Below are 12,459 nucleotides of genomic sequence, written 5' to 3'. Positions count from 1 at the left end.
CGAGAGGATGCCGCGATGAAGTCTCGCCTTGCCGCCGCCCTGGCCTGCGCCGTGTCGATCGCCGCAATCGCGGCCTGTTCCAAACCGCAGCCGCCGGAGAAGGAACGGCCGGTGGATCCGCAGGCCACGCAGATGCGCGATGCGATCCAGAAACCGATCCAGGAAGCCAAGGGCGTGGAGCACAGCGTCGATCAGGGCGCGCAGCAGACGCGCGATGCGGTCGAGGCGCAGGGCGGTTGAGGTTTCGTCTCTCCTGAGCGGAAAGCGTCGGGCCTGAAGGCCCGATGTTTCGCGCTCCGCCGCGACCCGTCGCGCAAACGGAAAACGCCGCATCGGATCCGACGCGGCGTTTTCGTTTTACCCGAACCGGCGCCGGGCGCCGGCCGCGCGGTTTACAGCGTGCAGAAGCAGTACGCCACCGCCTTCACCGGCGAACCGTTGGTCGGCGAAGTCGCGTTCTCGACGAAGCGCAGATCCGCGGCCGCCTGCGGCACGGCCTTGAGCAGCAGGCTGCGGGCGAGGTCGGAATGGCCCAGCACCATCGCGCCGGCGCCGCTGCCGGCGAAGCTGGCGAAGAAGCGTTCGAACGGCGTCGTCGCCTTCTCCACGTAGCGCACCCGGAACGCATCGGCCTTGCCCAGCTTGGCGCGCTGGGCGACGTCGTCGATCGCCGCCTGCAGGCCGCCGAGTTCGTCGACCAGACCGCGTTCCTTGGCCTGCGCGCCGCTCCACACGCGGCCGCGCGCGACCGCGTCGACGTCGGCCACCGGCTTCTTGCGCGCCTCGGCGACGCGGCCGGTGAAGTCGGCATAGCCCTTGTTGATGATGGTCTGGATGATCTGGCCGACTTCCGGCGTCAGCGGCCGGGTGATGTCGTAGGAACCGGCGAAGCGGGTGGTGCCGACGCCGTCGGAACGCACGCCGATCTTCTCCAGCGCGCGCGGCACGGTCGGAATCAGGCCGAAGATGCCGATCGAACCGGTGATGGTCGAAGGATCGGCGTAGATGCGGTCGGCGTTCATCGAGATCCAGTAACCGCCCGACGCCGCCAGGTTGCCCATCGACACCACCACCGGCTTGCCGGCGGCCTTGAGGCCGACGATCTCGCGGCGGATCTGCTCGGAGGCGAACACTTCGCCGCCCGGCGAGTTGACCCGCAGCACCAGCGCCTTGACGTTGTCGTCGTCGCGCGCCTCGCGCAGCAGCGCCGCGGTCGACACGCCGCCGACCGTGCCCGGCGGCTGCTCGCCGCCGCTGATCTCGCCCTCGGCCACGACGATGGCGACCTGCGGACGGCTGTCGGCCGGGTTGCTCAGGCGGTCGAGGTTGAACAGGTAGGCGTCCATCGCGATCTGGCGGAAGCCGCCGTCGGCGTCCTCGTCGGCGACGCCGCGCTTGGTCAGGATCTGATCGACCTCCTCGCGCGTCTTCAGCCCGTCCACCAGCTTCAGGCCGAGCGCGTACTTGCCGAGGTCGCCCTTGACCGCGTCCAGCCGCGCCGGCATCTCGTCGATCGCCGCGTTGAGCGCGTTCGGGTCGAGCTTGCGCGCCTTGGCCACGTCGCCGAGGTAGCGCTGCCACAGGTCGTTCATCCAGAACAGGTCGGCGGTCTTGGATTCCTCCGAGGCCGCGTCGAGGATGTACGGCTCGGCCGCCGACTTGAACTCGCCGACCCGGAACAGGTGCACGTCCACGCCGAGCTTTTCCTGCAGCAGCTGGCGGTAGTACAGGCGGTAGCGGCCCAGGCCTTCGAGCATCATCCCGCCCATCGGATCCAGGTAGACCTCGTTGGCCTGCGCGGCGATGAGGTACTGCTTCTGGTCCATGGCTTCGGCGAAGGCGATGACTTCCTTCTTGGCCGCGCGCACCCGCGCGACCGCGGCGGCGACTTCGCGCAGGCCGGCCATGCCGCTGGCCTGGAGCTTGTCCAGGCGCAGCACCACGCGCTCGATGCGCTTGTCGTCCTTGGCCGCGTCGAGCGCGCGCACGATGTCGCGCAGCTGCACTTCCGGATTCTTGTCGCCGAGCGCGCGGTTGAGCGCGCGCGAGGCCGGGTCGGAGCTGTATTGCTCGACCAGCGCGCCTTCCGGCGCGATCACCAGGGTGGTGCGGTCCTGGAACGGCTTGGTGTTGCCGCCGAACAGCATCGCGATGAAGACGATCAGTACGAACCCGAAGAACACCAGGTTGAAGATCAACCGGCGGGTGAAGTTCATCGTGTCCCAGACGCCAACGAAGAAACGGGCCAGCGGCCCGCGACGTGGGAGGGTTTCGTTCATTGCACAGGCTCCGTGTGTACCGGCTCAGACTAACCCGGCGCGGGGCCGGGTTTCACCCGCCATTCGTAACGTAGGGTGGTCGAAATGTTGTGTTTTGGCCGCAATCCGTTCATCTGCGCAACGCTCCGCGGGCCGGCCGGCCCGCGCGCGCCCAGGTTCAGGTGCAGCCGGTCTCGTGCGGGTCGACTTCGTGCGGCCGTTCCCGCGCCATCCGCTCGGCCAGCCGCTCGGGCTGGCTGGAACGCAGGAAGCGGCTGCTCAGCAGCACCGCGGCGACGGTCAGGCCGGCGATCAGGCCGATCCACATGCCCTTCGGGCCCCAGCCCAGGCCCAGGCCGAGGCCGGCGCCGATCGGCATGCCCACGCCCCAGTACGCCAGCGCCGCCAGGATCATCGGCACGCGGGTGTCCTTGAGCCCGCGCAAGGCGCCGGCCGACAGCACCTGGATGCCGTCGGGGAACTGGAACATCGCCGAATACAGCAGCAGCGAGGCGGCCAGCGACACCACCGCCATGTCGCTGGTGTAGAAGCCGACCAGCCACTCGTTCGCGCTCAGCAGCAGGATGCCGGAGAGCAACTGGGTGCACAGGACGATGGCGTAGCCGGCGAAACCGGCGCGGCGCACGCCGGCGTAGTCGCGCCGGCCGAGCGCGTGGCCGACCCGCACCGTGGTCGCCTCGGCCAGCCCCATCGGCACCATGAAGCACAGCGCCGACAGATTGATCGCGATCTGGTGCGCCGAGGCCGGCACTTCGCCCAGGCGCCCGATCAGCAGCGCGGTGACGATGAACAAGCTGCCTTCCATCAGCACGGTCACGCCGATCGGCAAACCGGTCGCGAGCAGGCCGCGGATGGTCGGCCAATGCGGCTTGTCGAAACGCTCGAACAGGCGCAGGTCGGCGAAACGCTTGGCGTTGCGCAGCACGATGAAGAAGCCGATCGCCTGCACCCACAGCATCGCCGCCGAGGCGATGCCGAGGCCGCCGGCGCCCATGTCCGGCAGGCCGAACTTGCCGAAGGTCAGCACATAGCCCAGCGGCAGCAGCACCAGCAGGCCGCCGGCGCTGAGCAGCATGGTCGGCAGAGTCCAGTGCAGGCCTTCGCTGAGGTAGCGCATGCAGAAGAACAGGGTCAGCGCGGGCACGCCCCAGCGGATGCCGTGCAGGAACTCGCGCGCGCCCGGAACGATGGTCGGGGCGATGCCCATCGCCGGCAGCGCGTGCGGGATCAGGGTCAGGAACGCGAACAGGAACACGCTCAGCAACAGCGCCATCCACAGCGCCTGGCGGAACAGCGCGCCGATTTCGCCGCGGCGGCCGGCGCCTTCGAGCTGCGACACCGACGGCGGCACCGACAGCAGGGTGCCGATCGGAACCATCATCGGCAGCCACCACAACGCGGTGCCGATGGTCACCGACGCCAACGTGGTGGTGCTGTGGTGGCCGGCCAGGGTGTTGTCGACGAAGCCGATCAGGCCGGTGGAGACGTGGCCGGCGACCAGCGGCGCGGCCAGGACGAGAGTAGTGCGGATTTCCCGGGCCAGGCCGGGGCTCGAAACGGAGGGGGACGACGCAGACATGGGGGGAACCAACGGCGACTGCGGCCGCGCATCCGGTCGGGGCGCTGGCGCCGGGTCGCGGCGGACGGCTATCTTACCCGCTCGAAAGTGAAGGCCGGGGAGCCTCGTTTCTCGACACATGAGCGCATCCACTGAAGCCAGGGCGGCTGCGTCGGACGGCCACGGCCACGACGGGCATCCCAGCCACTGCGAAAACTGCCAGGCCGAGCTGCACGGCCATTACTGCCACGCCTGCGGCCAATCGGTGCACAACCCGGTGCGCAACCTCGGCCACGCGCTGGAGGAAGTGTTCGAGTCGTTCTGGCACCTCGACGGCCGCGTGTTCCGCACTTTGCGCGATCTGCTGTCTCCGGGCAAAGTCGCCCGCGAATACCTGGCCGGCCGGCGCGTGCGCTACATCCCGCCGCTGCGGCTGTTCGTGATCGTGTCGGTGGTGACCTTCTTCGTCGCCCAGTTCGCGATCCACGTCGAGAGCAACACCCACTTCGACATCGACACCGCGCAGCGCACCACCGTGCGCCTGGGCAACGTCAAGAAGCAGATGCGCGCCGCCGAAAGCGTCGCCGAGGTCGAGGAACTGCGCGCGCGCATCGTCGGCGAGCTGCGCACCGCCGCCGCGGCCGCGCCGGTGGCGCGCGACACCATCGAGGCGTCGATCGTCTCGGTCGAGCGCCAGGCCGACAAGCGCATCGAAGCCTTGCGCGCGTTGCAGGGGCTGGACGCGCAGCAGGTCGCCGAGCAGCGCGCCGAAGGCGAGCGCCTGGCCGCCAAGCCGCGCGAGGGCTCGCTGGAAGCGGCCGCGAACCTGGCCGAGCTCGAACGCCTGCGCGATGCGCGCATCGCCGCGGTCCAGGCGCAGCGCGACGCCGCCTCGGCGCAGACGCGTCAGTCCTCCGACTACGCCGGGCTGATCCGCCAGGCCAATCACGCCGCCGGCTGCCGCGCCGCCGAGTTGCAGGTCGCCCACGCCGGCCGCAGCGAAGGCGCCGAGCTGCGCGCGGCCGACCGCCAGCGCTACGGCGAGGTCGAATGCGACGACGACGACGGCCCGCTGTCGTTCAACGGCCGGCCCTGGGATCCCAAGACCAATCCGCTCAAGGTCGAGTGGTGGCCGCAGTTCGCCAACGACTGGCTCAACCGCCAGGTCGGCAAGGGCGAGGCCAACTTCCAGCGCGCCAGCAAGGATCCGGCGTTGTACATCCACGCCCTGATCGGCGCGATTCCGTCGGCGCTGTTCCTGATGGTGCCGATCTTCGCCTTGCTGCTGAAGATCGCCTACGTCGGCTCCGGCCGCGGCTACCTCGAGCATCTGGTGGTGGCGTTGTACAGCCACATCTACCTGTGCCTGGCGCTGTTGGCGATGTTCGTGCTGATGCTGCTCGGCGACGCGATCGCGCCGCACTGGGCCGGCTTCGTCTGGCTCAAGGGCCTGGGCATCGGCCTGTTGTGGACGTGGATGCCGATCTATCTGCTGCTGATGGAAAAGCGCGTCTACGGCAACGGCTGGCCGTTGACGCTGCTGCGCTACACCCTGATCGGCTGCGCGTATTTCTTCCTGTTGAGCCTGGCGACCGCGGCGCTGATGACCGCGGCGATCGTGCGGATGTGAGCGGCATGGACGCGGGCGCGACGATTTACGAAGTCAGTCTGGATGTCGATGCCGAAGTCCGCGCGGATTTCCTGGCCTGGCTGCGCGCGCATATCGCCGAGATCTGCGCCTTGCCGGGGTTCCTCGGCGCGGACCTGCACGAAGTCAGCGAGCCGTCGCCCGCGCCGGGGCGGATCGCGCTATGCGTGCGCTACCGCCTGCGCGACGAGGAAGCGCTGGAGACGTACCTGCGCGAGCATGCGCCGCGGATGCGCGGCGATGGGATGGCGCGGTTCGGCGGGCGGTTCGCGGCGACGCGGCGGGTGATGCGGGTGTTGTCGCGCTGAGTCGCGGCTGGCCGCGCGCTTGTCGCGGTGTGTGATTTTTCGCTTGCAGCGGTGCGTTCGCCGTAGCCGATTGGCGCGGTCGCGGCTCGCGCCGCTCCTACAGGGGGCTTCGGCAGGTTGCGCTAGCGCGCCAGCGCGTCGTGCAGCCAGGCGCCGCGCTGCGCCGCCGGCGTCGCCAGCAAGCCGGCGCGCAGGCGTTCGCGGTCCTGCGGCGGGGTGCGCTGCACCAGCACCGCGAGATCCTTGCGCTGCGGCGCGGTCAGGCCGCGCAGCGCGGCCAGCATCGCCGCATGTTGCTGCGCCGGCAGCTGCGCCAACAGCGGCTGCAGCGCCGGGTAGTCGGCGCCGAGCGCCGGGCCGAGCAGCCAGCCGCGGCGTTCGCTGCGGTCGAGCGCGTCGAACTGGGCGCGCAGCGCCTGCTGCTGCTCCGCCGGCAGCGCGGCGAAACGCGCGGCGGCGGCTTGCGTCTGCGTGCGTTCTTCGGGGCTCAGGGCCTGCCAGGCGAGGTAGCGCTCGCGGCGCGCGCCGCGTTCGGCCGCGCCGAGCTGGTTCCACTGCGCCGCGCGCTGGGCGAAGTCGTGGCGCTGCGCTTGGTTCCAGCCGTCCCAGCGCTGGCCGTTGGCTTCGATCCGCGCGCGCACCGGCGCCGGCAGGTTCGGCAGGCTGCGCTCGAGTTCCGGCGGCAGCGCGCGCGCCGGCGCCGATGCCGCCAGCGCCAGCGCGACGGCAAAGGCAGGGTTGAGGGCGCGGACGAAGTGGCGGTTCATTCGCCCTCCTGCGTGTCGGTTTCCAGGCCCGGGCGTTCGCTGCCCGGCGCGGGCGCGGCGGGCGTCGGTTCGGCCGCCGGCGCGGCGGCGGTGGCGGGAATCGCGCCGGCGTCGCGCGCGGCCAGCCAGCTGTGGAAGTCGATGTCGGCCGCGGCGGTTTCGCCCGGCGGGTCGGCGATCAGGGCGAAATCGCCGTCGGCGATCAGCCCGGCCTCGCGGCTGTAGCGCGCGGACGGGCCGCTGCCTTCGGGCAGCGGCGCCACCGTCACGCCGTCGGGGCCGTCGCCGAGCAGGCCGGCCGGCGACCAAAAGGTCGCCGCGAACGCCAGCGCGCACAGCGCCAGCAACGACCACAGCAGCGGCATCAGCCAGCGCGGCCGCGGCGCCGCCGCGGCTTTAGCGGCGCTGCCCGAAGCCGTCGGCGCCGCGCCCTGCAGGGCCCGCTCGCGCGCCTGCGCCAGCCGCTCCAGCCGCTGCGGCGGCAAGGTCTTGATCCGGCGGTGCACCTGTTCGCGCAATTGCTGCCAAGCCTGCGGGTCGGCGCGGCCGTCGGCGTGGCGCGGCAGCGCCCGCTGCAGGGCCAGCCGGTAGGTCGCCGGGGCCACGTGCAGCACCGCCGCGGCCTCGGTCTCGCCGAGGCCGGCGGCCAGCCGCAGCAGCAGGGCCGCGCGCGGGCCGCTGCCGAGTTCGCCGAGCCGGTCGGTGGCGTCGAGCGGGATCGCGACCGGGGTGCGCTGGCGCAGGCCGGGCTGGGTCAGCAGCAGCGCCCAGAACCGCGCCGGCCATTCGTTGAGCGAGGTGTCCGCGGCGAGCGCGCGGAACCCGGCCATCGCCGCGACCAGCGCGGCGTCGCCGGCGCCGGCATCGCCGGCCTGCAACTCGGCCAGGACCGCGCCGCGCCGCTCGACGCCGCGCAGGAACGCCGACAGTGCGGCGGGGGCGGTCGAGGCAGTGGAACGGGGGGCGGAAGAACCGGGGGCGGGGGCTGCGGAACTCATCGGGACGACTTCACCATACGCCGCATCATAGCGAGGCCGGAGCGGCGCCGGGCCGCCGCAAAACCGCTTGACAAACCGCCAAACCGCGTTTGCGCGAGGCGGAACGCGGTTTGCGCAAAAATCCGGTTGTGCACAGCAGTAATCGAACCGTCATGTGTCGCTCTTTCACGGAACCAAAACCCCGCATTACAGCGATGTTTCACGGCTAAGTGCATGATTATGAAGAAAATAGACGGATTGGCGATTTTTTCACCAACCTAACCCGAGGGCTTGATTCAACGCCCTCGCGCAGTGCTGCCGACACACCATGCACAGATTTATCCACAGCCCGTGTGGATAAGGGGATTTTCCCTTGGATGCCAGCCACTTGCGCGGGCTTTGTCGGGCCGGCGGCAGCTATGGCCCGCAACTGCGCGGCTGCCGCCGCGGCCGTCGCGCTCGCTAGACTGGCGCCATGTCCGAGGCTTCGTTTTTTCCGCCCGCCGGGGTCTGGCGCATCGCCCTGCCGGTGCCGCTGCCGCGCCTGTTCGATTACCTTCCGCCCGCCGGCGACGACGCCGGCGACCCGGTCGGCGCGCGCGTGAGGGTGCCGTTCGGGCGGCGCGAACTGGTCGGCTGGGTCGCCGAGGTCGGCGCGCCCGAGCCCGGCACCGACCCGGCCGCGCTCAAGCAGGTCGCCGCCCGGCTCGACCCCGAGCCGCTGCTGCACGGCGAACTGCTGGAGTCGCTGCGCTGGCTGGCGCGCTACACCCACGCCCCGCTCGGCGAGGTCCTGGCCACCGCCCTGCCCGGCCCGCTGCGCCACGGCGAGCCGCTGCCGGACACCCACGCCTGGGCCTGGCGCCTCACCGAAGCCGGCGCCACCGCGCGTCCCGGCCTGCGCGCCGGCAAGCCGCGGCGGCTGGCCGACCTGCTCGACCAGCACCACGAACTCGACGAAGACCGCCTCGACGACCTGCTCGACGACTGGCGCAGCGCCGCGCGCGCGCTGGCCAAGCGCGGCCACGCCGAGCGCGCGGCGGTGCCGGCGGTCGCGCACGCGCCGACCCCGCAACCCGGGCCGCCGCTCAACGACGAACAACAGGCCGCGGTCGACGCGATCCTGGCCGCGCCCGGCTTCACCCCGTTCCTGCTCGACGGCGTCACCGGCAGCGGCAAGACCGAGGTCTACCTGCGCGCGATCGCCGACTGCCTGGCGCGCGGCAAGCAGGCGCTGGTGCTGGTGCCGGAAATCGGCCTGACCCCGCAGACCCTGGCGCGCTTTCGCGCCCGTCTCGGCGTGCCGGTGCACGCGCTGCACTCCGGCCTGGCCGACGGCGAACGCGCGCGCACCTGGGCCGCGTTCGCGCGCGGCGAAGCGCGGGTCGCGGTCGGCACGCGTTCGGCGGTGTTCCTGCCGATGCTCGAACCCGGCCTGATCGTCATCGACGAAGAACACGACGGCAGCTTCAAGCAGCTCGACGGCATCCGCTACCACGCCCGCGACTTCGCCCTGGTCCGGGCCAAGGCGCTGGACGTGCCGGTGCTGCTCGGCAGCGCCACGCCGTCGCTGGAATCGCTGCGCAACGCCCAGGCCGGCCGCTACGGCCACCTGCGCCTGCTGCGCCGCGCGGGACAAGCGCAGCCGCCGCGGGTGCGCGTGCTCGACGTGCGCAAGCGACCGCTGCAGGCGGGCCTGTCGCCGGAACTGCTGGAACGCCTGCACGGCGAACTGCGCGCCGGCGGCCAGGCGCTGGTGTTCAAGAACCGGCGCGGCTACGCCCCGGTGCTGCTGTGCCACGACTGCGGCTGGACCGCGCACTGCCCGCGTTGCAGCACCCCGCTCAAGCCGACCCCGATGACCGTGCACGGCGGCGGCCGGCGCCTGCAATGCCACCACTGCGGCACCCGCCGCCCCGCCCCCGACGCCTGCCCCGATTGCGGCGGCCTGGCCCTGCAATCGCAGGGCGCCGGCACCGAGCGCATCGAGGAGTCGCTGGCCGCGCGCTTAGACGATTTCCCGGTGTTGCGCATCGACCGCGGCACCACCCAGAAGCGCGACGCGCTGGAAAAACTGCTGAGCGAGTTCGGCACCGCGCCGGGCGTGCTGGTCGGCACCCAGATGCTCGCCAAGGGCCACGATCTGGCCAACCTGACCCTGGTCGCGGTGGTCGGCATCGACGAAGGCTTGTTCAGCGCCGACTTCCGCGCGCGCGAAAAGCTCGCGCAGTTGCTGATCCAGGTCGCCGGCCGCGCCGGCCGCGCCGAAAAGCCCGGCGAAGTGCTGCTGCAAACCCATCACCCCGAACACGAACTGCTGATCACCCTGCTGTCCGGCGGCTACCACGCGTTCGCCGAGGTCGAACTGGCCCAGCGCGAAGCCGCCGGCTTCCCGCCGTTCGCGCACATGGCGCTGATCCGCGCCGAAGCGCAGCAGGTGGAAGCGGCCAACGCGTTCCTGGCGACGGCGCGGCGCGAGCTGCAACAGGCCGCCGCGCAGCGCGCGCGCCACGACGGCAGCGAGCGCAGCGCGCTGGAAATCAACGGCCCGGTGCCGGCGCCGATGCCGCGCCGCGCCGGCTACCTGCGCGCGCAGCTGATCCTGTCGGCGCCGGAGCGGCGCGTCCTGCACGCCGCGCTCGACGCCGCGTTGCCGGCGATCTACGCCGCGCCGGAAGCGCGCAAGGTGCGCTGGTCGCTGGATGTGGATCCCGCCGATCTGTACTGAGCCGCGATCGCCCCCTGTAGGAGCGACGCGAGTCGCGACTGCGGGATAGCCGTTCGCGTCGCAAGCGCGGTGTCGCGGTCGCGACTCGCGTCGCTCCTACAGCGGCTTCGTGTCGCCCCGTTTCGGACTGTAGGAGCTGCGCAAGCTGCGACCGCGAACCCGCAACCACGACGAAACCTCCGCCGCGGTTGCGTCGATACGCGCTCACCCCTTCGTCTTGCCTTTGACCTTGGGCTTGCCCGCGCCGCCCTTGTCCGGTTCTTTCCCCGGCTCCTTGACCGCTTCCTTCGCCGGCTCCTTGCCCGCCTTGCCCTTGGGCCTGTCGCGCACCCACACGATCTGATTGTCGCGCCGGGTTTCGAACAAGCCCGCCGCCTCGATCAGATCGCTGAGCTTGCGATAGCCGTAATTGCGCGAATCGAACGACGCCTGATTGGCGACCTGATGCCCGACCGCGCCCAGGTGCGACCAGCCGTCGTCGCCGCTGGTCGCGTCGACCGCGCGCCGCAGCATGCGAACCAGCCGGGTGTCGCTGCGCAGGTCCTGGGCGCTGCGCGGCGCCACCGTGGCCACGGTCTCGTCGGCCTGCACCTCGGCCGCCGGCTGGCCCAGGCCTTCGACGTAGGTGAACTTCGAGCAGGCGTTGACGAACGGCTCGGGCGTCTTCTTTTCGCCGAAGCCATACACCTTGACCCCGTCGGTCAGCAGCCGCATCACCAGCGGGGTGAAGTCGGCGTCGCTGGAGACGATCGCGAACGCGTCGAGGTTGCGCGCGTACAGCAGGTCCATCGCGTCGATGACCATCGCCATGTCCGAGGCGTTCTTGCCCTTGGAGTAGGCGAATTGCTGGATCGGGCGGATCGCGTACTCGTGCAGCACCGCCTCCCAGCTTTTCAGGTTCGGGCTTTTCCAGTTGCCGTAGGCGCGGCGCACGTTGGCCGCGCCGTAGCGGGCGACTTCGGCCAGGATCACCTCGATTTTCGCCGCCGGCGCGTTGTCGGCGTCGATCAGCAGGGCGATGCGCTTTTCTTCCGTGGCTACGGCCATGATCGGCAACTCCAGGGCCGCGGCGCGGCCGGTTCGCGCCAGCCTAACGCAACGCGCGGCCCCGACGCAGCCGCCGGCCCCGCCGCCCCGCGCCGCGCCGAGCGGCAGAAGATAGCGCCGGCTTCATGACGGACTAACCGCGATAGGCGAAAATGGCCGCGAGACCAACGACCGATACGAAGCCCCCATGAGCAACCGACTCGAACAACTGCGCCAACTCTCCGCCGTGGTCGCCGACACCGGCGACATCGAAGCCATCGCCCGCTTCCGTCCGCTCGACGCCACCACCAATCCCTCGCTGCTGCTCAAGGCCGCCGGCCTGCCCGCGTACGCGCCGCTGATCGAAGCGGCCCTGGCCCAGGCGCAGGGCGGCGACGCGCAGGCGCGCGTCGGCGACGCCGGCCTGCGTCTGGCGGTGGCCATCGGCGGCGAGATCCTCAAGCTGATCCCCGGCCGCGTCTCCACCGAAGTCGACGCGCGGCTGAGCTTCGACACCCAGGCCACCCTCGACCAGGCGCGCCGCATCGTCGAGCTGTACGACCGCGCCGGCATCGGCCGCGACCGCCTGCTGATCAAGATCGCCTCGACCTGGGAAGGCATCCGCGCCGCCGAGCAACTGGAGAAGGAAGGCATCCACTGCAACCTGACCCTGCTGTTCTCGTTCGCCCAGGCGGTCGCCTGCGCCGAGGCCGGCGTGTACCTGATCTCGCCGTTCGTCGGCCGCATCCTCGACTGGCACCTCGCCAACGGCGCCGCCAAGCCGGCCACGCCGCAGGACGACCCGGGCGTGCAGTCGGTCACCGCGATCTGGAACTACTACAAGCGCCACGGCTACGACACCGTAGTCATGGGCGCGAGCTTCCGCAACGTCGGCCAGGTGCTGGCGCTGGCCGGCTGCGACCGCCTGACCATCTCGCCGGAACTGCTCGGCGAGCTGCAGGCCAGCGACGGCGAAGTGCCGCGCGCGTTGAACGACAGCGGCGAACGCGCCGCGCCGGGCGAGCGCCTGAGCGAGATCGCGTTCCGCTGGCAGCACAACGAAGACGCGATGGCGACCGACAAGCTCGGCGACGGCATCCGCCGCTTCGCCGCCGACCAGCGCAAGCTCGAAGCGCTGCTCGCCCAACGCTTGAACGGGTGAGGACGC

The 12,459-nt window shown here is 71.1% G+C and carries 10 protein-coding genes; 5 read left to right on the top strand and 5 right to left on the bottom strand.

The window, feature by feature from the left end; all coding sequences use genetic code 11:
* Positions 1-15 precede the first annotated feature (15 nt).
* The gene (locus JHW38_RS18785) at positions 16-240 is read left to right on the top strand and encodes a hypothetical protein (protein WP_207522838.1); all 225 of its coding nucleotides are present in this window, start codon (positions 16-18) and stop codon (positions 238-240) included.
* A 152-nt stretch (positions 241-392) separates the two neighbouring features.
* Here JHW38_RS18785 and sppA read toward each other — a convergent pair whose 3' ends face one another.
* Together sppA and JHW38_RS18775 are read right to left on the bottom strand one after the other, a co-directional pair.
* Complete coding sequence (sppA, locus tag JHW38_RS18780) at positions 393-2,279, bottom strand: signal peptide peptidase SppA (RefSeq protein ID WP_207522837.1); 1,887 nt, start codon at positions 2,277-2,279, stop codon at positions 393-395.
* Between the two features lie 157 nt (positions 2,280-2,436).
* Entirely contained in the window at positions 2,437-3,858 is a 1,422-nt protein-coding gene (locus JHW38_RS18775) for an MATE family efflux transporter (protein ID WP_207522836.1), read from the bottom strand.
* Positions 3,859-3,976: 118 nt separating this feature from the next.
* On the opposite strand from JHW38_RS18775, the gene JHW38_RS18770 reads away from it, so the two are divergent.
* Both JHW38_RS18770 and JHW38_RS18765 read left to right on the top strand, forming a co-directional pair.
* Positions 3,977-5,467 (top strand): DUF3667 domain-containing protein, encoded by a 1,491-nt coding sequence (locus JHW38_RS18770; protein WP_207522835.1) that lies wholly within the window; start codon positions 3,977-3,979, stop codon positions 5,465-5,467.
* Positions 5,468-5,472: 5 nt separating this feature from the next.
* Entirely contained in the window at positions 5,473-5,793 is a 321-nt protein-coding gene (locus JHW38_RS18765; protein ID WP_207522834.1) for a DUF4286 family protein, read from the top strand.
* Positions 5,794-5,915: 122 nt separating this feature from the next.
* On the opposite strand, the gene JHW38_RS18760 is transcribed toward JHW38_RS18765, so the two are convergent.
* The gene (locus tag JHW38_RS18760; RefSeq protein WP_207522833.1) at positions 5,916-6,560 is read right to left on the bottom strand and encodes a DUF3106 domain-containing protein; all 645 of its coding nucleotides are present in this window, start codon (positions 6,558-6,560) and stop codon (positions 5,916-5,918) included.
* A complete protein-coding gene (locus JHW38_RS18755) occupies positions 6,557-7,558 on the bottom strand; it encodes a hypothetical protein (RefSeq protein ID WP_207522832.1) in 1,002 nt (333 codons plus the stop codon). Before JHW38_RS18755 ends, JHW38_RS18760 begins: the two co-directional genes overlap by 4 nt.
* Before the next feature lie 454 nt (positions 7,559-8,012).
* Here JHW38_RS18755 and JHW38_RS18750 point away from each other — a divergent pair, with 454 nt between their 5' ends.
* Complete coding sequence (locus JHW38_RS18750; RefSeq protein ID WP_207522831.1) at positions 8,013-10,265, top strand: primosomal protein N'; 2,253 nt, start codon at positions 8,013-8,015, stop codon at positions 10,263-10,265.
* A 204-nt stretch (positions 10,266-10,469) separates the two neighbouring features.
* Here the strand turns inward: JHW38_RS18750 and JHW38_RS18745 are convergent, their stop codons facing one another.
* On the bottom strand, positions 10,470-11,315 hold the full coding sequence (locus JHW38_RS18745; RefSeq protein ID WP_428995329.1) for an NYN domain-containing protein: 846 nt from the start codon (positions 11,313-11,315) through the stop codon (positions 10,470-10,472).
* Between the two features lie 184 nt (positions 11,316-11,499).
* Here JHW38_RS18745 and tal point away from each other — a divergent pair, with 184 nt between their 5' ends.
* Entirely contained in the window at positions 11,500-12,453 is a 954-nt protein-coding gene (tal, locus tag JHW38_RS18740) for a transaldolase (RefSeq protein ID WP_207522829.1), read from the top strand.
* Positions 12,454-12,459 lie beyond the last annotated feature (6 nt).

It is taken from the genome of Lysobacter enzymogenes, from assembly GCF_017355525.1.
Lineage (GTDB): Bacteria > Pseudomonadota > Gammaproteobacteria > Xanthomonadales > Xanthomonadaceae > Lysobacter > Lysobacter enzymogenes_C.
Note: the sequence above shows the minus strand (reverse complement) of the source record. Positions and strands in the feature narration are given on the sequence as shown.